Annotated in this window: 19 protein-coding genes and 1 pseudogene; 5 read left to right on the forward strand and 15 right to left on the reverse strand. The window is 65.0% G+C overall.

What is annotated here, in order from left to right; translation table 11 throughout:
* The coding region (locus tag WAN71_RS27195) for a DUF1348 family protein (protein WP_422228294.1) at positions 1-246 on the reverse strand (246 nt) is incomplete at its 3' end.
* Between the two features lie 80 nt (positions 247-326).
* Here WAN71_RS27195 and WAN71_RS27200 point away from each other — a divergent pair.
* The 3 genes from WAN71_RS27200 to WAN71_RS27210 all read left to right on the forward strand — a co-directional run bounded on the left by WAN71_RS27200 (position 327) and on the right by WAN71_RS27210 (position 4,124).
* The gene (locus tag WAN71_RS27200) at positions 327-1,538 is read left to right on the forward strand and encodes an acyl-CoA dehydrogenase family protein (protein WP_422228308.1); all 1,212 of its coding nucleotides are present in this window, start codon (positions 327-329) and stop codon (positions 1,536-1,538) included.
* Position 1,539: 1 nt separating this feature from the next.
* Positions 1,540-2,361 carry a tyrosine-protein phosphatase gene (locus WAN71_RS27205; RefSeq protein WP_422228295.1) on the forward strand — a complete coding sequence of 274 codons (822 nt, stop codon included), beginning with the start codon at positions 1,540-1,542 and terminating at the stop codon, positions 2,359-2,361.
* 254 nt (positions 2,362-2,615) lie between these two features.
* A complete protein-coding gene (locus WAN71_RS27210; RefSeq protein WP_422228296.1) occupies positions 2,616-4,124 on the forward strand; it encodes a PE-PPE domain-containing protein in 1,509 nt (502 codons plus the stop codon).
* A gap of 31 nt (positions 4,125-4,155) precedes the next feature.
* Here WAN71_RS27210 and WAN71_RS27215 read toward each other — a convergent pair whose 3' ends face one another.
* From WAN71_RS27215 to WAN71_RS27250, 8 genes are all read right to left on the reverse strand, one after another.
* Entirely contained in the window at positions 4,156-5,124 is a 969-nt protein-coding gene (locus tag WAN71_RS27215) for an NADPH:quinone oxidoreductase family protein (protein ID WP_422228297.1), read from the reverse strand.
* Positions 5,125-5,134: 10 nt separating this feature from the next.
* On the reverse strand, positions 5,135-5,998 hold the full coding sequence (locus WAN71_RS27220; protein WP_422228298.1) for an SDR family oxidoreductase: 864 nt from the start codon (positions 5,996-5,998) through the stop codon (positions 5,135-5,137).
* 72 nt (positions 5,999-6,070) lie between these two features.
* Entirely contained in the window at positions 6,071-7,498 is a 1,428-nt protein-coding gene (locus tag WAN71_RS27225) for an aldehyde dehydrogenase family protein (RefSeq protein ID WP_422228309.1), read from the reverse strand.
* Between the two features lie 81 nt (positions 7,499-7,579).
* Positions 7,580-8,440, reverse strand: coding sequence for an SAM-dependent methyltransferase (locus tag WAN71_RS27230; RefSeq protein WP_422228310.1), 861 nt, complete (start codon positions 8,438-8,440; stop codon positions 7,580-7,582).
* A 74-nt stretch (positions 8,441-8,514) separates the two neighbouring features.
* On the reverse strand, positions 8,515-9,453 hold the full coding sequence (locus WAN71_RS27235; protein ID WP_422228299.1) for a class I SAM-dependent methyltransferase: 939 nt from the start codon (positions 9,451-9,453) through the stop codon (positions 8,515-8,517).
* Between the two features lie 34 nt (positions 9,454-9,487).
* On the reverse strand, positions 9,488-10,447 hold the full coding sequence (locus WAN71_RS27240; protein ID WP_422228300.1) for a class I SAM-dependent methyltransferase: 960 nt from the start codon (positions 10,445-10,447) through the stop codon (positions 9,488-9,490).
* Positions 10,448-10,481: 34 nt separating this feature from the next.
* On the reverse strand, positions 10,482-11,144 hold the full coding sequence (locus WAN71_RS27245; RefSeq protein WP_422228301.1) for a TetR/AcrR family transcriptional regulator: 663 nt from the start codon (positions 11,142-11,144) through the stop codon (positions 10,482-10,484).
* Positions 11,145-11,201: 57 nt separating this feature from the next.
* Entirely contained in the window at positions 11,202-12,188 is a 987-nt protein-coding gene (locus WAN71_RS27250; RefSeq protein WP_422228302.1) for a pirin family protein, read from the reverse strand.
* 87 nt (positions 12,189-12,275) lie between these two features.
* Between WAN71_RS27250 and WAN71_RS27255 the strand changes: the two genes are divergently transcribed.
* Positions 12,276-13,694, forward strand: a complete 1,419-nt coding sequence (locus tag WAN71_RS27255; RefSeq protein WP_422228303.1) for a chloride channel protein — start codon at positions 12,276-12,278, stop codon at positions 13,692-13,694.
* A gap of 4 nt (positions 13,695-13,698) precedes the next feature.
* On the opposite strand, the gene WAN71_RS27260 is transcribed toward WAN71_RS27255, so the two are convergent.
* Positions 13,699-14,613, reverse strand: coding sequence for a DNA-3-methyladenine glycosylase family protein (locus WAN71_RS27260; protein ID WP_422228304.1), 915 nt, complete (start codon positions 14,611-14,613; stop codon positions 13,699-13,701).
* Between the two features lie 145 nt (positions 14,614-14,758).
* Here WAN71_RS27260 and WAN71_RS27265 point away from each other — a divergent pair, with 145 nt between their 5' ends.
* Positions 14,759-15,115 carry a nuclear transport factor 2 family protein gene (locus tag WAN71_RS27265; RefSeq protein ID WP_422228311.1) on the forward strand — a complete coding sequence of 119 codons (357 nt, stop codon included), beginning with the start codon at positions 14,759-14,761 and terminating at the stop codon, positions 15,113-15,115.
* On the opposite strand, the gene WAN71_RS27270 is transcribed toward WAN71_RS27265, so the two are convergent.
* The 5 genes and pseudogenes from WAN71_RS27270 to WAN71_RS27290 form a co-directional block, all read right to left on the reverse strand.
* Positions 15,112-15,492, reverse strand: coding sequence for a DUF427 domain-containing protein (locus WAN71_RS27270; protein ID WP_422228305.1), 381 nt, complete (start codon positions 15,490-15,492; stop codon positions 15,112-15,114). The two genes, WAN71_RS27265 and WAN71_RS27270, sit on opposite strands and share 4 nt — an antisense overlap.
* A 46-nt stretch (positions 15,493-15,538) precedes the next feature.
* Positions 15,539-16,390: a class I SAM-dependent methyltransferase gene (locus tag WAN71_RS27275; RefSeq protein WP_422228312.1), complete on the reverse strand. Its 852-nt coding sequence runs from the start codon at positions 16,388-16,390 to the stop codon at positions 15,539-15,541.
* A 52-nt stretch (positions 16,391-16,442) separates the two neighbouring features.
* Complete coding sequence (locus WAN71_RS27280) at positions 16,443-17,990, reverse strand: virulence factor Mce family protein (RefSeq protein WP_422228306.1); 1,548 nt, start codon at positions 17,988-17,990, stop codon at positions 16,443-16,445.
* Positions 17,991-17,993: 3 nt separating this feature from the next.
* Positions 17,994-19,133: a virulence factor Mce family protein gene (locus tag WAN71_RS27285; protein ID WP_422228307.1), complete on the reverse strand. Its 1,140-nt coding sequence runs from the start codon at positions 19,131-19,133 to the stop codon at positions 17,994-17,996.
* Positions 19,134-19,141: 8 nt separating this feature from the next.
* Positions 19,142-19,801: pseudogene (locus tag WAN71_RS27290) on the reverse strand (mammalian cell entry protein); the annotation flags it as partial.

Consider the following 19,801-nt stretch of genomic DNA (forward strand, 5'->3'; position numbering starts at 1 on the left):
GTGAAAACTCCACAGGCCTTTACGCAGCACGTAGTCGTGCTCGCGCTGCCATTTGCGGGTCAGGAAAGCCACGATCGCGTCGCGGCCGACGACGTGTTCGTCGCGGTTACGCCACTCTGAGTCGACGGTGTAGCCCTGGCTGACCCGCTCGGGGTCGCAGGTGTTCCATAGGTCCTCGGCGTACTGCACTTTCTGGATCGCTGTTTCAAGGGTGAAGGGCGGAAGCGGCGGACGGATCTCGGTCATGGAGCTATGGTCCTCCGCCGGCTCCTCCCCCATCACGGGCTTCACCGCAGTGTCCTATCGTGACGGGCATGGACTTCGCGATGTCGGCCAAAGCCCGCGATTACCACAAACGGCTGTCCGAGTTCATCGCCGAGCACGTCTTTGCGGCCGAGGCCGAATATGACCGTTATCGGCACGAGGCCGGTCCGCACGATCACACCGTTCCGCCGATCATCGAGGAGCTGAAGACCAAGGCCAAAGCGGCCGGCCTGTGGAACCTTTTCCTGCCGGCCGAATCGGGCTTGACCAACCTGGACTACGCCCCGCTGGCCGAGCTGACCGGGTGGAGTCTGGAAATCGCGCCCGAGGCGATCAACTGTGCGGCACCGGACACCGGCAACATGGAGACCCTGCACCTGTTCGCCACCGAGCAGCAGCGCAAGCAGTGGCTCGAGCCGTTGCTGAACGGCGAGATCCGCAGCGGGTTTTCGATGACCGAGCCCGCCGTCGCCAGCAGCGACGCCCGCAACATCGAAACCTCGATCGCGCGCGACGGCGGCGACTACGTGATCAACGGCCGCAAATGGTGGACGTCGGGTGCGGCGGATCCGCGTTGCAAGATCCTGATCGTGATGGGCCGCACCAATCCTGAGGCGGCAAGCCACCAGCAGCAGTCAATGGTTCTGGTGCCGATCGATACGCCGGGCGTGACGGTGATCCGCTCGACATCGGTCTTCGGTTACCAGGACCAGCCCGGGCACTGCGAGATCAGCTACGACAACGTTCGGGTACCGGTCACCAACCTGCTCGGCGAGGAAGGCGGCGGCTTCGCGATCGCCCAAGCACGATTGGGACCGGGCCGTATCCACCACTGCATGCGCGCACTGGGCGGAGCCGAACGGGCGCTGGCCCTGATGGTGGACCGCGCACGCAACCGGATTGCATTCGGCCGTCCGCTCGCCGATCAAGGTCTGGTGCAGCAAGCAATTGCTAAGTCCCGCAACGAGATAGATCAAGCCAGGCTCCTTTGCGAGAAGGCTGCCTGGACCATCGACCAGCACGGCAACAGGGCCGCCCATCTCCTGGTGTCGCAGATCAAAGCGGTAGCACCACAGGTGGCTTGCGACGTCATCGACCGCGCGATCCAGGTGCACGGCGCGGCCGGCGTCAGTGAGGATACGGCGCTGGCCCGGCTGTACGCCTGGCACCGCGCGATGCGCATCTTCGACGGGCCGGACGAGGTGCATATGCGATCCATCGCGCGCGCCGAGATCGGCCGGGAGCAAAGCGCTTTCGCTGCGGCGGTCACCTAAGATGGCCGCTGGTGTGCGGGATCTGCAGGGGGCCTGGAACTTTCGCGATGTTGCGGATAGCACCGGCGTCCTGCGACCGGGACGGCTGTTTCGTTCCGGCGAGCTCAGCGATCTCGGCGACGGCGGCCGCGACGAGCTCAACCGTTTAGGCATCACCGATGTCGCCGATCTGCGCTCACGCCGTGAGGTAGAACGGCACGGGCCTGGCCTGGTGCCCGACGGTGTGCAGATTCATCTACTGCCCATCCCGGACCTCGGGCCCGAGGAGTTCAACCCGGACGGCGACGCGCCCCACGAGCATGCGTTTCGACGGCTGCTGGAAGATAAGGCCGACGACGAACCGGTCAGCGTTGCGGCCACCCGCTACATGACCGACGAGTACAGCCGGTTTCCCACGTACAACGGCGCGCAGCAGGCACTGCATCGCGTGGTCAGCTTGCTGGCCGACGGACGGTCAGTGCTCACCCACTGTTTCGCCGGCAAGGACCGCACCGGCTTCATGGTCGCGCTGGTGTTAGAGGCCGCGGGCGTCCAACGCGACGCGATCATGGCAGACTTCCTGGGCAGCAACCGGGCGGTTCCCCAACTGCGGGACCGGATCTTGGAAGCGGTCCGGGAGCGGTCGGACGTCGAAGTGACGCCGGAGTTGATGGCGTTCACCGAGGCACGGCTGTCTGACGAAGTCCTCGGTGTGCGCGAGGAATACCTGGATACAGCGCGGCGCACCATCGATGAAACCTTCGGCTCGCTCGACGGGTACCTGCGCAGCGCGGACATCACCGAGGCCGACGTGACCCGGCTGCGTGAATCGCTGCTGGGCTGAATTCAACGCTGCTCAAGCGTCTCGGTGCACGGTGCGCCGGCTTCGGCCGCCCGCATTCTGATCGCCGCAACAACCCTTACGCGCCGAGACCAAGCGCCTGAATTTTCGTCAAGGAAAACCTGTGGGTTTCTTAGACATTGGGCCGAAACAGGAGTAGAACATACGTTGAATACCGCGCCGCTGGGGCAGCACGTGCCCTGACGACTCCGCCTAGCTCCGGGAGGTCGCACATGTCAGGCCGCAAGCTTCGTTGGGTGGGACTAGGACTTGTGGCTACGGCCGGTGCCGGTGTCTTAGGGCTGAGCGCGATGGTGAACTCCGCGTCCGCCCATGCCGACGACATCGGGTTGGTCATGGGCGGCAGCGGCTTACCCATTCCCGGCCCGGACTATGTGAGGGCCGCGGACGGCCTGTACCTCAACAACCCGGGCACGGGCCTCTACCCCGACCTCACCTTCTACCAAGCCACCACGGCCAACCCCTTTGGCAACGGCCTCTTCACCCCCGAGGGGTTGTATCCGCTGACGGGCGTGCACACGCTGTTCCTCAACTACCCCGAGGATGCCGGCGGCCTCCCGTCCGGGAGCACATCGGTAGGCCAGGGCGCCGCCATCCTGGAAAGCACGATCGCCGCCGACCAGGCAGCCGGCGACGCAACAACGGTGTTCGGCTACTCACAGAGTTCAACGCTCTCCGGCATCGCGATGCGGCTACTCGACCCGTCCGGCACGCCGGAGCCAAACTCCGGGCTGCAATTCCTGCTGATCGCTGACCCCAGCAATCCCAACGGCGGACTGCTCGAGCGCTTCAACGGCTTCGAGACGACGACGGGTCATATCGTCCCCGACCAGTTGAACCTCCCGAGTATGGGCATAGCGTTCGATGGCGCCACCCCGTCCGATGACTACGTGACCAACATCTATTCGTTGGAATACGACGGCTTCGCCGACTTCCCGCGCTACCCGATCAATTTCCTGTCCGACCTCAACGCGTTCCTAGGTATCGCCGAAATCCACGGCACCTATCTCAACGGGGGCGTCGCCGGGAGCGGTCCCACGGCCGAGCAGATCGCGAATGCGATCCTGCTGCCGGGCTCAATGGACGCCGGCACCGCGGACAGCCTGACCAACTACTACATGATCGACGGCACTGCGCCGCTGGTGTCGCTGCTGCCGACACAGCTCCAAGAATTGCTGGGGCCCGACCTGACATATCTGATCAACCTGGGCTACGGCGACGGCAGTCTCGGTTACTCGGTGACCGCTGATTCACCGGCGAACGTGGCCACCCCGTTCGGGCTGTTCCCCGACGTCAGCCTGTCGACAGTGCTCAGCACCCTGGCCACCGACACTCAGCAAGGTTTCCAGAACTTGATGAGCGGCACAGACCCCTTCTCGGCGGCGCTGGCTCCGGCGACCTCGTCGGCGACCAGCTTCACGGATCTGTTGTCGGCGTTGTCGGCCGACGCCGCGAATCCGGCAGCGTCATTCACCGACCTGATCAACGCGATCTCGAGTGCGGCCTCGACGGCTTATTCGACTCTGCTGCCGCTGGCTGACATCGCGAACGCCCTGCTGACCAGCGCTCCCTCGTACGAGCTCGGGTTGTTTACCACCAACCTGGCCAGCGGTGATCTCCTCGACGCGCTCGGTTTGCCGATCGCGGCGGACACAGCGCTTAACACCCTGGCAGCCGGATTCGCATACCAGGTCATCACGGATGCGGCCTCACAGATAACCGCCGACTTCTCGGGTCTGTTCTAGAAACGCGCCGGCCTCATCCGTAACTCGTCGGCTAGGGCTCCAGCACGAGCTTGCCGAACACGCCTCCGTCGGCCAGGGCCTGCAGCGCGGCACGTCCGTCCGAAAGCGGATAGCGCTGCGGCGGTGGCGGTTTCAAACCCAACGACACCAACTGGCCCAGACCCCAGGCGAACAGCGCCGCCGATCCGGGCACCTGATGCAAATACTCACCCCAGGCGACGCCCAGCACTCCGACATTGCGCAGCAACAGCCGGTTGACCTTGACCGTCGGGATCGCACCGGCGGCGAACCCGATGACCAACAGGTTGCCGTCGATGGCCAACACCCGGATGGCATCGTCGAACGCCGGCCCGCCAACAGGATCGACGACGATGTCAACACCTCGGCCGCCGGTATGGTCGCGCACCGCCTGAGCCCAGCCGTCGGTCAATGGCAGCACCACGTCGGCGCCCAGCGACTCGACGAATTCCATTGCGCCCGCACGATGCACCACCGCGATGATCTTGCCCGCGCCCATCGCCCTGGCCACCTGGATCGCCGCGGTGCCCACCCCACCGGCTGACCCCAGCACCAGCACACTGTCTCCCGCGCGCATCGCCGCACGACGAGCCAGCGCGAAGTACATGGTGTTGTAGTTCACCAACAGCGACACCGCTTCGGCGTCGTCGAGTTCCGCCGGACTGCGGGTGACGTTGGCCAACGGCGCAATCACCTTTTCGGCGTAGCCGCCGAGCACGCCGAACGCCGAGACCCGGTCCCCCACTTTGAATTCCGACTCTTCCGGCGCCCAGTGCACCACGCCGGCGGCCTCCATGCCGGGAATGAACGGCGGCGGCAGCTTGAGCTGGTATTCACCCTTGCTCAGCAGCAGGTCCGGAAAGCAGACCCCGGCGGCACGGACGTCGACGATGATCGTGTCGTCGTTGCCAGTGAGATCGTCGACATCCGTGTACACCAATCCGGACGGCCCTGAAAGCTCCTGTACTACACAGGCTTTCATGACTTCGCGATTACCGGATCGAGAAGTTGGCCTGCTTCGCGGCCGACAAGTTTTCGATCTCGGCCCAGTGCGCGGCGATCTCGTCGACCGACGGCGCTGTCTTGAAGGTGACACCCTCGTTCTGGAACAGCGCGGTGCGCTGCACCTTGCCGCCGCCGACGATGAAGATCGAATCGGTGTCAGGCACCTCTTCGGTGCACAGGTAGGCCACCACCGGCGCCACGAAATCCGGTGTCAGGTTCTTGAGTACCTCAGGCGGCAGGATGTCTTCGGTCATCCGGGTCGCGGCGATCGGTGCGACCGCGTTGGTCTTGATGTTGTACTTGGCGCCCTCCTGGGCCAGCGTGTTGATCAAGCCGACCAGGCCCAGTTTGGCTGCGCCGTAGTTGGCCTGACCGAAGTTGCCGAACAGGCCGCTGGTGGAGGTGGCGACAACCACCCGCCCGAAGCTCTGCTCGCGGAAGTGCGGCCAGGCGGCGCGGATCACGTTGTAACCGCCGTAGAGATGCACCTTGAGCACGGCATCCCAGTTCTCGAACGACATCTTGTGGAAGGTGCCGTCGCGCAGGATGCCGGCGTTGCTCACCACACCGTCGACTTTGCCGAACTCGTCGAGAGCGGTCTTGATGATGTTCTCCGCGCCTTCGGGCTCGGCGACGCTGTCGTAGTTGGCGGCAGCGCGGCCGCCGGCGGCCTTGATCTCGTCGACGACCTGGTCGGCCATGTTGTGTCCGGCGCCGGTTCCGTCGCGGGAGCCGCCGAGGTCGTTGACAATGACGCTGGCGCCCTCCTTGGCGAGAGTCAGGGCGTATTCGCGGCCCAGGCCGCCGCCCGCTCCGGTGACGACAACGACGCGATCCTGCACTCCAGGCATGGGCTTCCTCTCTTTCTCGGGCTTCATCGCCCGACTCTTGTCAAAGGCCGGTTCGGGTTGGTTTTGGCGACGCTAGAACAGCCGACGCGCCAACTTCCACGCCCTATCTGTATACGGCGGGTAGACGAAGCTGGATAAGTCGGGTCGGGTCGGCTTGGTCAACACCGACTTGCGGTGGCTGAACTCGTCGAAGCCCCAGCGACCGTGGTAGGCGCCCATGCCCGAAGCGCCGACGCCGCCGAACGGCAGCTTGGCCGTCGACACCTGGAAGGCCAGGTGGTTGACCAGCATGCCGCCCGCCGGCACCTCTTTGATCACCCGTTCACGCACCGCGCGCGTCTTGGTGAACAGGTATGCCGACAGCGGCTTGGGCCGCGAGTTAACGAAACGTATTGCCTCATCGAGGGATTGGACGGAGATCACCGGCAGGATGGGGCCGAAGATCTCGTTGCTCATCAGCGGCTCGTCGGGATCGGGGTCGAGGACGACGGTCGGTTCCAGGCGCAGGCCCGATGCGTCGGAGTTGCCCCCCAACGCGATCTTGCCCTTCGTCCTGGCCAGGTACCCGGTGAGTCGATCGAACTGGCGCTGGTTAACGATGCGCAGCCCGCTCTTCTCCTTAGACCGAAACGTCGTGATAGCCTCTTCAATCTTTTGGACGAGTTCGTCACGGATCTTCACGTCGGCCAGCACGTAGTCGGGCGCCACACACGTCTGACCGGCGTTGAGCAGTTTGATCCAGGCGATCCGCTTGGCCGCCACGTCGACGTCGGCGTCCGCCGCCACGATGACGGGGCTTTTACCGCCGAGCTCGAGGGTGACCGGCGTCAGGTGCGGTGCCGCGCCCTCGTAAACCTTGCGGCCGATCTCGGTGCCGCCGGTGAAGAACACCCGGTCGAAGCCCTGCGCGATCAGCTCTTGGCTCACCGCGCCGTCGCCTTCGACGACTGCGACCGCATCGCTGTCCAGGTAGCGCGGCACCAGCTCGGCCATCAACGCCGCCGATGCCGGAGCGATCTCAGATGGCTTGAGCAACACCGTGTTTCCAGCCGCGATCGCTCCCACTGCCGGGCCCAGCGTCAGATAGAACGGGTAGTTCCACGCGCCGATGATCAACACCGTGCCATAGGGCTCGTACTCCACCCAGCCACGACCCGGCAGCTGCGCGAGCTCGAGCAGGCGGTACTTGCGGCGCATCCATTTCTTGACATGTTTGGCGGCATACCGGGCCTCGCCGGCGGTGGTCGCGGCGTCGGCCAGCCACGCCTCGAACGGTATGCGATCCAGGTCCTTTTCCAGCGCGGACGCAATGGCCGGCTCTTTATCAACCATCATCTTTTCCAGCGCGTGGAGCTGGGCTCGTCGCCACTCGACGCTGCGGGTTTTGCCGGTGGCAAACGTCTGCCGTAGCCCAGCGACAATTTTCGGGATGTCGGATCCAGGCGTGGCAGCAGCGGCGGTGGCATCCGCGGTTTTTGCGGTGGTTTCAGTAGTCTTGATGGTCACTGGGCATCCCTTCCTCGACCGGGGAACCCAATCCTAATCAGCCACCCGGTTGGGCAACAGGCTGCGTGCCGACGGCTATGGCTTTTCGGCAGAGATGAAGAAAGCCCGGAATGTCGCCGCAACGGTGGGTTCCTCCGGCAGCGGACGACCGACTTTGGTTAGGTAGTCGCGGCCGGTCAAGGATTCGACGTGCCAGGAGTGCGCGTCGAACCAGTCTGCCGGATCGCAGCGCTCGTCCTCGGTGTACCACAGGTCGCCAGGGTCGAAGACGTTCTCGTCGCCGAGCCGCTGGCGCAGTTCGTCGGTCTTGGCGCGGCGCTTCTCGTATGCCTCCCGGGCGGCCTCGTCAAAGGTGAAATCCTCGATGCAAACTCGGCTACCCGGGGCGCTCAGCGCGTCGATGTCGGTGAACATCCGGTTCTCGGCCTCCCCCGGCAGGAACATCAGCAGGCCTTCGGCCAGCCACGCGGTGCGCTGCGCGGGATCGAAACCTTTGCCGCGCAACGCTTCCGGCCAGTCAAACCGCAGGTCGGCGGCTACCTCGTGACGGTCGACCACCGGCTGGACGCCATTGGCCGCCAAAGTTGCGGCTTTGTACTCCAGTACTTTTGGCTGGTCCACTTCGTACACGCTGGTCCCCGCCGGCCAGTCCAGCCGATAGGCCCGTGAGTCCAGCCCGGCGGCCAGGATGACGTGCTGGCGGATGCCGGCCGCGGCCGCATCGCGGAAGTAGGCGTCAAAGAAATGAGTACGCGCGGCCTGGTAGTTGACCATGTGGGCGCGGACCGCCGCCAACTCGGGATCGGCCGTGTACGTCGTCGACATCTTGGCGACCAACTCGGCGAGCTCCGGCCCGTCGATCAGCATCTGCGCGAACTCGTCGCGGATCAACGGCTGTTCGCTGGCCGTCTCGGCCGCCCTGGCCGAAGCAACCATGACCGCGGTCGCCCCGACGCTGGTCGCGATGTCCCAGGTGTCGCCGTCGCTACGGCTGCTGCTTGCCCGTGCGCTCACGCGCGTTCCGCGGTCACGAATTGCGCGAATGCGTCCCGGTCGTCGCCCATCGGCACGCCGTCCACCCAACGGTCCAGCCGGCGCATCTCGTCGCCAGAGTTCTGCGCGGTGGCCTGCCAACCGTGATCGTTGAGCCAGTCGACAACGACCGCGCGATCCTCGTCGTGGTAGATCAGGTCCTGAATGTCGACGGACTGCTCGATGCCGAGTTCATCGGCCACCCGCTGGAACCGATCGCGCATTTCTTGCCGTCGCTCGTCGGCGTGACTGGCTGCGGTTTCCACCGCGATCCGGCTGCCCGGCGCGCTCAACTCGGTGATCTGCGCGAACAGCCGGTCCTGAGCGTCGGCGGGCAGATACATCAGCAGCCCTTCGGCCAGCCAGGCCGTCGGCGCTCCTGGGTCGAAGCCCTCAGCAACGAGTGCGGCCGGCCAATCCTGACGCAGGTCGATCGGCACTTCGTGGCGGTCGGCCGACGGCGTCGCTCCGTGCGCCGCCAGCGTGGCCGACTTGTAGGCCAGCACCTTGGGCTGGTCGATTTCGTACACCGTGGTGCCGGCCGGCCAGTCCAGCCGGTAGGCCCGCGAGTCCAGCCCGGACGCCAGGATCACCACCTGGCGGATGCCGGCGGCTACCGCGCCTGCGAAGTGGGCGTCGAAGAAGTGCGTCCGCACGGCCTGGTAGCTGCGCATGTGTTGGAACACCGCGGCCGCCTCCGGGTCGAACGACTCCACCTTGGCGACCAGGGAGTCGTCCAGCATGCTTTCCCACACGCCGGTGCCGGCCTCGCTGACCAACAGCTTCGCGTAGGGGTCGCGGATCAGTGGATCGGGGCGATCGGTTTCGACGGCTCGGGCGGCGGCGACCATCACCGCCGTGGTGCCGACGCTGGTAGCGATGTCCCAGGTGTCGTCGTGGGTGCGCAAGGTACTCATCGTGATCTCGCCTCCTGCAGAATGCGTCTGGTGATCAGTCAGCTGCCGCGAGCCGAGCGCGCAGCAGCCTGGTGGTGAAGGTCTCTTCGGCCAGGTCCGCGGGTATCGGCCGACCGAGCCGGGCCATTTCATCGACGTTGCTCACGCCGCGCACCTGCCACCCATGCGCAGTGAGCCAGTCGGCGGCATCAGCGCGGTCGCTTTCCTGGTAGGTCAGGGTCTCGACGTTGATGTCGAGACCGAGGCGCTCGCGCATCCGGTCAAAGCGGACACGTCGCGCCGCCCGGCGTCGTTCGGGGTCGGCCGAACCAAGGCTGAACGCCTCCACGGCCACCTCGCTGCCTGGCGCGCTCAGCTCGGTAAGCATCTCGAACAGCCGGTCCTGAGCCTCGGCCGGCAGATAGGGCAGCAGTCCCTCGGCCAGCCATGCGGTCGGTTGATTTCGATCGAAGCCCGTGGCCGATAGCGCCGCGGGCCAGTCGTCACGTAGGTCCACCGGCACGGTCCGCCGGGTGGCCCTGGGGGCGGCACCCGCCGACTCCAAAGTGGCCGTCTTGTACTTCACCACCTGAGGCTGGTCAATCTCGTAAACCGTGGTACCGGCCGGCCAATCCAGTCGGTAGGCCCGCGAGTCCAGCCCCGCGGCCAGAATCACGACCTGCCGGATTCCGGCGGCAGTGCCAGTGGCGTCGGCGAAGTAGTTATCGAAGAAGTGCGTACGTACCGCTTGGTAGTCACAGGCCAACCGATGGGCTCGTCGCCCGTGCTCATCGTCGCCGATCCACTCGAGACCCGGGCTGGCCAGCCGCGCCCACGGCTGCCCGGCCGACGACACCAACAAATAGGCGAACTCGTCGCGAATCAGCGGGTCGGCGGTTGCCGTCTCCACCGCGCGCGCCGCGGCGACGCTCAATGCGGTGGCGCCGACGCTTTCGGTGATGTCCCAGATGTCCCCAGCGGTGCGCGCTGAGCTCACGTCAAACAGTTCAGTCATAGCGCAAACCATGTTAGCGAATAAGTTAGGCAAGCTATATGGTTCTGTGCGCTACATCACTGCTCTTATTGGGGCGCCGGGCAAGGCTGTCGACCAACAGTTGGTGCAACTGACTGGTTACTGTTTCGAGTTCGTGCTTGGCGACGAACCCGGCGTAGAAGCCGATTCCGAGCAAGACAGCGATCAGCGTCTCGGTGAGCGCGGCCGCGTCGGTATCCGCGGCCAGCTCGCCACATTTGATCGCGTCGTCGATCGCCCACGACAGAAACTCGCGGGTGGCGCGAACCGAGTCGGCCTCCTCATGGCTCAGGTCGGGGTGCCGCTGCGACTCCAACGCCACGGTGATCAGAAACGCTGCCGCTGTTCGGTTTTCGATGTCGGCCTGAGTCGCGGCGTCGATGAACGCGGACACCCGACCTACCAATGTCGTCGCGCCCCGTGCCCGCTGGATACTGGCCGCGACGACCATGTCGTTGGTTTCCTTCGCCACTTCGCGGTAGAGCGCGCGCTTGTCGGAGAAGTAGTGGTTGATCGCCGGCCGGGTCAGGTCGGCGCGGATCGCGATCGCCTGAAAGGTGGCCGCGTCGTAACCGCGTTCGCTGAACACTTGGCGAGCAGCACGCAAAATGCGCTTCCGTGTCTCCGCCGCCTTAGCTGCAGGGGGGCGACCCGGTCCTCGACTCGCGGGCTGCACCACGGATAAATTGTGCCATAGATCACACTTTTAACCGCCGCGCTTAGCCGAAGGCAGTTGTTAGCTGGCCGGTGGCCGCGCGGGAGTGTGCGGCATCAACCCGTCGGGCGGAATGCTGCCGAACTTTCCGGCCTGGAAATCCTCGAGCGCTTGGACCAGCTCCGCCTTGGTGTTCATCACGAACGGGCCGTAATGGAAGACCGGCTCCCGGATTGGCTGGCCGCCCAGGATCAGCACCTCCAACGCGGGTCTGCGCGACTCCTGTGCGGGCGCGGCGGCGACCGTGATGCGGTCGCCTGGACCAAGAACTGCTAACTGGCCCTGCTCGATCGGGTGCCCGATCGGGCCGACGAATCCCCGCCCGGAAAGTACGTAAACCAGTGCGTTGTGGTCGCGGTTCCACGGAATATTCAGTCGCGCACCAGGTTCCACGGTGGCATGTGCCATCGTGATGGGCGTGTGCGTGACGCCGGGCCCGCGGTGACCGTCGATATCCCCTGCGATGACGCGGATTAGCGCGCCGCCGTCCTCGGAGGAAAGCAAGCCGACGTCGGGGCCCGCGATGGCCTGATAACGAGGTGCGGCGAACTTGTCCTTCTTCGGCAGGTTCACCCATAGCTGGATGACGTGGAACACGCCGCCACTTTCGACCAGGTCAGCCGGCGGCGTTTCGATGTGCAGGATGCCGGCACCGGCGGTCATCCACTGGGTGGCGCCGTCGGTGATCAGCCCGCCGCCGCCGTGCGAGTCCTGGTGGGCGAACCGCCCGTCGATCATGTAGGTGACCGTTTCGAACCCGCGATGCGGGTGCCAGTCGGTCCCTCTGGGTTCGCCGGGCTGATACTCCACCTCGCCCATCTGGTCCATGTGTACGAACGGGTCCAGTGCGGCGGTGCTCACGCCGGCGAACGCGCGGACCACCGGAAATCCTTCACCCTCGTAGCCGTGCGGACCGGTGGTGATCGAGCGGACCGGGCGTTCCGTGTCGGCGGGATCAGCTGCCGACACCCGCGCCAGGGTCAACGTGTCTGCGGTTATGGCGGGCATCTTTACCTCCATCAAACGTGCCTACCGGACATAACCGGACCGCGGTCCGATTATTCCCCCCGCGGGCCGCTGCTAACCTCACTGGCGATGCTCCAGCTAGACGACACCGGTACCGACCGCGGCGGTCGATTGGGCCGCTTCATCAGAAATCTCGAATATCTCTACAAATGGCTCTTGCTGGGCATCATCATCGGCGTGGTCGCCGGCCTCGGCGCCGTGATCTTCTACCTGATGTTGCGCTACACCACTCATTTTTTGCTGGGCTATGTGGCCGGTTACCACTTGCCTACCCCGCTTGTCGAAGGCGGCAGTCCGGGTTCTCCCCATTACCAGAGGCCGTGGGCGCTGCCGCTGGTGACGACGGTTGGTGCGCTGGTATCGGCGTTGATCGTGGCCAGGTTTGCTCCCGAGGCTAGCGGCCACGGCACCGACAGCGCGATCGAGGCGATCCACACCGATCCGCGACACATCCGGGCCCGGGTCGTCGTCGTCAAGATGATCTCGAGCGCCCTCACCATCGGCTCGGGCGGCTCAGCCGGCCGTGAAGGGCCCGCGGCCCAGATCTCAGCCGGCTTCTCGTCAATGCTGGCGCGCCGACTGCACCTCTCCGACGAAGACGGCCGAATCCTGGTGTCGCTGGGGGTGGGCGCGGGCATCGGCGCCATCTTCGGCGCGCCCCTGGGCGGCGCGGTCCTGGCGGCATCGATCATCTACCGCGAAGACCTCGAATACCGCGTGCTCTACCCCGGTTTTGTCACCTCGGCAACGGCTTTTGCCGTTTTCGGCTCGTTCCTGGGCTTCGACCCGATGTTCGGCTATATCGACGCCGAATACCGCTTCGAGAGCGCCTGGCCGCTGCTGTGGTTCGTCGTTTTGGGCGTCGTCGCGGCAACCGTGGGTTATCTCTACGCGCGCATCTTCTACGCCACCGAAGCACTGACGACACGACTCCGGGGCGGCCCGGTGCTCTGGCCCACCATCGGCGGCCTGCTGGTCGGCATGTTGGGTTTGGCGATTCCCCAGATCCTGGCCAGCGGCTACGGCTGGGTACAGCTCGCCACCACCAAGGCCGGACTGCTGACGATTCCGTTATGGATCGTCCTTGTCCTGCCGATCGCCAAAATCGTCGCGACGTCACTGTCGATCGGCACCGGCGGATCCGGTGGGATCTTCGGACCCGGGATCGTGATCGGGGCGTTCGTCGGCGCGGCGATCTGGCGGTTGGGCGACATATTCCATCTTCCGGGTGTGCCTGCCAGCCCGGGCATCTTCGTGGTGGTCGGGATGATGGCGTGTTTCGGCAGCGTCGCGCACGCACCGCTGGCCATCTTGATCATGGTGGCCGAGATGACCGGGTCGTTCTCGGTGGTGCCCGGCGCGATCATTGCGGTCGGGATCGCCTCATTGCTGATGCACCACACCAAGGTGTCGATCTACCGTTCGCAGCGCCTGAACCGGGAAACCGCCGAAGTCGAACGCCTACACGCCGCCGCTACCGGCCCCTGACGTGTCACAGCGCGCGGATGTCCTGGACGGGCAGTCGCGCGCCGCGCCGTGGCTCGTAGGCCAATCCGCTGGCTTCCAGCAGCCGGACCACTCGGTGGCGGTGCGGTCGCATGGGCTCGAGCAGCTCGATCATGCCGGCGTCGTCGCTCGGACGTCCCAGCAGCGTCCAGCCGATCATCTTGGGAATGTGATAGTCGCCCACCGACAATGCGTCGGGATCGCCGAATGCACGTTGGGCTGTCTCGGCGGCCGTCCACACTCCGACGCCGGGGAGCGAGGTCAGCGCGTCTCGGGCCTTTGCGGCCGGCCATGACGCCAGCCGTTCCAACGACGGCGCCCGCTGCGCACAGCTGACGATGGTCCGCGCCCGTCCGGGATCGACGTTGGCACGGTGGAATTCCCACGACGGGATCTGCCGCCACACGTCGGCTGACGGCGGCACCCGCATCCGCGCCGGCGCGGGTCCCGGTGCCGGCGTGCCGAATTTGGTGACAAGCAGTCGCCAAGCCCGGAATGCGTCGGCGCCTGGCACCCGCTGCTCGATGACCGCCGGGATGAGGGCTTCCAATACCTGTCCGGTACGCCCCAGCCGCAGATGCGGCACCCGCTGGTGCGCGGCGGCGACGATCGGGTCGGCCGGGACGAAGTCTGATGGATCGTCTTGTGCGCCGAGCATGGCCGGGAGGGCGTCGAGGAATTCCTCGGCGCCGCTTCCCCATGCCGTGCATTCGACGGCATCGGGCGCGGCCCGGCTGATCCGGGCTGTGACAGATCCGCTGCCCAACACGCTGGTACGCCAGATAGCGCCGTCATCACCAACCTGAAAGCAGGGATCACGAGGACCTCGGCGGAGCGGCAGAAGAGTCAGCCCGGGGCTGACGACGCCCGCGAACGGTACGGTGCGAGCCCTACTCACCATCTGCTCCCCGTCGGACGCCGCATCCCGATAATCGTAGGTTCGGCTCCCGCCTTCGCGCCCGACCGTGATTGACCGGTACGGTCTTGCGCGTCAGGATGGCGAGGTGACCACCCCGTTCGACGACCCGCAGTCCGAACTGGCGTGGATGTTTTTACAGTGCCTGTCCGATGGCGGGAACGTCGACGAATGCTTCGGGCTGCTGAGTGACGACTTCACGTACTGGAGCATTCAGAACCGCGAATCCGTCGACAAGGCGGGGCTGCGCCAGGAGGTCGAGCGCCGCAAGAGCCGTGCCGAAATGAACCTCGACTTCATCCAATGCTTCAACGATGGCGAAAGCGTAGTGATCGAGGTGCTGACCGACGGCGAGACCGTCGACGGCGTGCACTACGACAGCCCGTCGGTCTTCATCTTCGAGACCCGCGACGGGCTTATCGTGTCGTTGCGCGAATATGGCGACACCCAACTCGCTGCGCAGGTGTTCGGCCCGGCGAGTTCTTAGCCCGGCTCGACGCTGATTTCGGCTTTGTCGGGATAGAAGGCGACGTGCCCGGCGATTGCCGCCACCGCGGGGTAGGGCTGCTCATAGGTCCAGATCACATCGTCGATGGTGTCACCCGCGGCGGTGGTCACACTGTAGTAGCCGGCTTCACCCTTGTACGGGCAATACGTGCTGGTGTCGGTGCGGGTAAGCAGCCCTTGGACGACATCTTCAAACGGAATGTATTGCACTGCAGGGTAAGTGGACTCTTGCAGCTGCAGTGCGTTGTGGGTGTCGGCGACAACCTCGCTATTGACCCGAACGACAACCCGCGCCTGGGTCGGGTGGATCGTGATCGGATGCTCGGTGGTGGGTTCCAAGACAGGCCGACTGGTCATGGTGATCTCCTCACGTGTGAATAGCTGGTTCAACACCGTGTGGCGCTCAAGATTCCCCGCGGTATTCCCGCGGTAGATGAATTGACGTCGTTCCGAATGCGTAGCGGTGATATTGGGACATGTTGGCCACGGAGGAAACCAGCGCCATCGCCTTGCCCATCAGCTTGGCGGAGCGCGGCAACTTTGCGAACGTGTCCGACTCGAACCAGCGCTGCCAGGCCACCAGCCGGACCCCGGGCACCGCCGCGACGATGTCGTCTGGCCCGTTGATCGCCCAGCGCAGGGTGGATCCCGAACGGCGCACCACCGTGTTAAGCACCTGCGCCTTGATCCCGAGCCAGTTGAACGCGTCGAACTGCAGTTCACCCGAACCGAAATGCCCTACCACCCTGCGTAGCAGAGCGGTGCCGTCTTGTTCGGTCAGGTACATGGTCAGTCCTTCGCCGAGCATCAGCGCCGGCCGGTCGGCAGGAATGTCGGTCAGCCAGCCCGGATCGGTGACCGAGGCGGCGACGACGTGATAGTGCTCCGCGACCGGGTAGAGCTGGGTGCGAAGCGCGGCGACTTCGGGGTAGTCGACGTCGTACCACTCGACACCCGGACCCGGCTGCAGCCGGAAGAACCGACTGTCCAGACCGCAGCCCACGTGCAACACGACGGCTCGCGGATGAGCGGCCAGGAATTGGTTGGTCCACGCGTCGAAGTGTGCGGTCCGGGTAGTCACCGATGGCACTCGGCGCGGCGTGATCGTGGTCTGCTTCCAGTCATAGTCGATGCGTTCAACGATCTGCTTGGCGAACCGATCACCCAGAATCGGCTGCTTGAAGTCGGCGTCCAGCGCCTTCGCGTACAGCGTCGCCAGCATCGTCTGCGGCGCCCCGCTCAGGTCGACGCGCACCCGTTCGGTTGTCACTTGCCCGAGGTTAGTGCGCCACGTCGCGGGCTGGGCGTCAGCCGGCGGGGGCCAACATATCCTTCCATCCGTCGTCCCCAACGTGGTTCGAGTCTTCGAGGCTGTACTTGCTGCCATCAGGACCCACGATGTCGCCACTGGACGGTACGTAGATCGCTGTCGAGCTCGCCGGCGTGTAGATACACGGATTGGGCTGTTGCCCGTTGCATTGCACGGTGCCCGATCCGGGCCGCTGCAGCGGATCATTGACCGGCGGGGGTGGTGCGGGCAACCGATCAGCCGGTAGCGGGTTGAGCCCGTTGTTGATCGAGGGCGCCGGTATCACCTTGCCCGGATCGACGGGTTGATCGCAGCGAGCACCGGGGGCCGGGCAGTTCCGCAGCTGATTGGGATCGCCGTACCACGGGTTGGTGCCCAGCGGAACATACGGCTTGTTGTCGCGGCACTCACGTGGCGTCGCCCTACGCTTGCCCGGGACGTCGACACACGGATAGTTGCGGGCACCGCGCACCACGTTGGCCGGAGTATCTTGCGGGATCTTGCAATACGTTCCGGACGGCAACGGCGCCATGCTGGTGTCCGCGGGCGACCGCCACTGCGACGCGGGCAGGAACCCGGTCATGCACGGCGGCGGATTATTGATCGACAGGTTGAGACCCATCAACACCGAGCCGGGAGCGGACGCGACCAACGTCTGCCCGACCGCGGCGACCTCCGGCAGGAACACCAGCAGCTGCTCGAGGCCTTTGTTGTAACGCTTGAGCATGTCGGCAACGATCTCCAGGTTCGCCAACGTCTGCGGCAGCGATTCGCGTACGTCGCTGAACACCTCGTTGACCTGATCGGCGGTCGGCGCCGCCTTCGTCAAGATGCTCTGCACATGTTGGTCGTTTTCTGCGATCTGGGTGGTGAGCACGTCGAGGTTGTGCGACCACCGCTCGATTGCATCACCCGACTCGGCCTGACTGTCGATGATCGGTGCGGAGTTCGCGATGATGTCGTTGACGTCGGAGATGTTGGCCTGGAAATCACCGACGATCGACTGCGTCGAATCGACCAGCCGTTGCAGCGCCGGTCCTAATCCGCCGACGGCCTGCGCCGTTTCGTCAAGCAGCGACGCGATCTTGCGCTTGGGTAGCACCGACAAGCCGCGGTTGGCGGCGTCCAGCGCGGGACCTATTTCGCTGGGCACCGTGCCCTTGGTGATGGTCTGTTCGGGCGCGAGAAACTTGCCTGGATTTCCCGTCGACACCAGGTCCAGATATTGCTCACCGATCGCCGACACCGAATGCACATTGGCCGATGCATCGATCGGGATCTTGTAGCGGCTGTCAATGCTAAGTGTCGCCCGGACACCGTGTTTGGTCGGCTCGACCTTGGTGACCCTGCCTATCTGGATCCCTCGGTAGGTCACGTTCGACGTGCGATACAACCCGCCCGACGCCGGCAGCTCCGCGGTCAACCGATACTGGCCGACACCCAGCTGGCTCGGGATGCGCAAGTAATACCAGCCCAAGGCGACCAGCGCGGTTACCGTCAGCGCAGCGAACACGATCAACTGAATGCGGATGAATCGGGTCAGCATCGGTTACTGGCCCCGCTCCACGGGCGCGTCGGCCGGGTTCGGTGTGAACCGGATGTCGGGGATCATCGTCGCGGGGTCGCGGCCCCACGACTGTTCGAGGGCGCGCAAGGCTCCGGAAAACCCTGTGCCGGTGAAGATCGCGTTGTCGATCGTGCTGAGTGTGAGGTCCAGCGCTCCGGAGACGTTGATGTAGTCACCGCGTACGATCTTGGGCACGCTGTCGATGCTGAACGGCGGCGACAGCAGGAAGGTCAGCGCCTCAATCAAATACGGTGCGGCGCGGCCGAGTTGCTTGAGCGGCCGCTGTAGCTGACTCAGATCCTGATGCAGATCGCCCTGCGCGGTCGACAACGTCTGGTCGACGACATTACTGATCCGCCCCACCGTGTCGACGGTGTTGGCAAACAGGTCGCGCTGTTTGGCGAAATGCTCGACCAACGGCGGGAATTCGGTCAGAACCTGGTCCAGTGTGTCCGTGCGGTTACTGACGTAGGACAGCAGCCGGTCGGTGGAGTCGATGGCGTGGCCGATGTCGTCGCGCTGCTGGTTCAGCTGGCGGGCGAAGGTGTCCAGCTTGCCGAGAAAATCTCGGATCTGTTGGGCACGCCCGGCCAGAATCTTATAGACCTCGTTTTGGATCACCTCGAGATTCGGGACGCCGCCGCCGCGCAGCACCATGGCCAGGCTGGCTAGCGTCTGCTCGGTGGAGGGGTACGCCGACGCATTGGTCAGCGGGATGGTGTCACCGTTTTTCAGCGGCTGCGGTGACGGGTTCAGCGGTGCAGCCAGTTCCATGTGCTGAGAACCCAACAGGCTGGTCTGGCCGATCTTGGCGGTGGCATTCTTCGGGAGCCTGACACCCTTCTCCAGATCCACGGTCAGGGTGGCGACCCAGTTCTTCAGGTTGATCGCGCGAACGGTCCCGACGAACACGTCGGCCACCAGCACCCGACTATTACCGTTGAGCGCCAACGAATTCGGCATCTGTACGTAAATGGTGTAGGAGCCTTTGCCACTACCCGGCCCGCCGGGCAACGGCACATTGGCGATACCCCGCCAGTGTCCGCAGGATGTCAGCACTACCGTGGCCATCACCAACGCCAATGCCTGCCAAGCCTTATGGCGTACGCTCCGTAGCGCCATCGCGCGCCTCACGAGCCCGGTCGTGGCGGTGCCGTCGGCGAGGGCAACGGTTGCGGGTACCACGGCGGTGGCAGCGGGTGGTTCTCATCGTAGGCATTCGGCGGGCCGGCCATGTTCTGCGCGGGTGGTGGCGGCGCGATATCGGGCCCGCCCATCAACTCGGCCAAGGATGCCGGCGTCAGCAGGCTCGCCGTCGCCGGCTGGACCTGTATGCCCTGCATACCGGGCGCGACAACCCATCCAGGTTCGGAGTTGCGGTGAGACCACGGTGTATCCGGCGAGTAAATCCCGGGGACGGTGGTGTCTTTGAAGCCGGGCGGCGGCTGCAAGCGCGGCTCGGAGTACGCGATGTTCTTGGGCAACGTGTCAGCGGTGCTGAACAGGTTGACTCCGGACGGGAAATAGTTGAACTTGATCGCGTCCATGACGGGCGCTAGATACTGCGCACATAGCTCCGCCGAATCTTGATAGCCGAGTCGGCTGCCGGCCTGAATCGCGCTGCAAATGAACTGCATTGGGTTGGCGAAGTTGGTCAGCGCAGCCACGCCGGTCAAACTGCCATGTGCCGGCTCGTAGATCGCGAGCACGTTGGCGGCCATGTTCGGCAATATGTGCAGCGCAGTCTCCAAACCTTCGCGCGGCTCCGGCTGCATGACTGCGGTGGTGGC

This window comes from Mycobacterium sp. (assembly GCF_049280035.1).
Lineage (GTDB): Bacteria > Actinomycetota > Actinomycetes > Mycobacteriales > Mycobacteriaceae > Mycobacterium.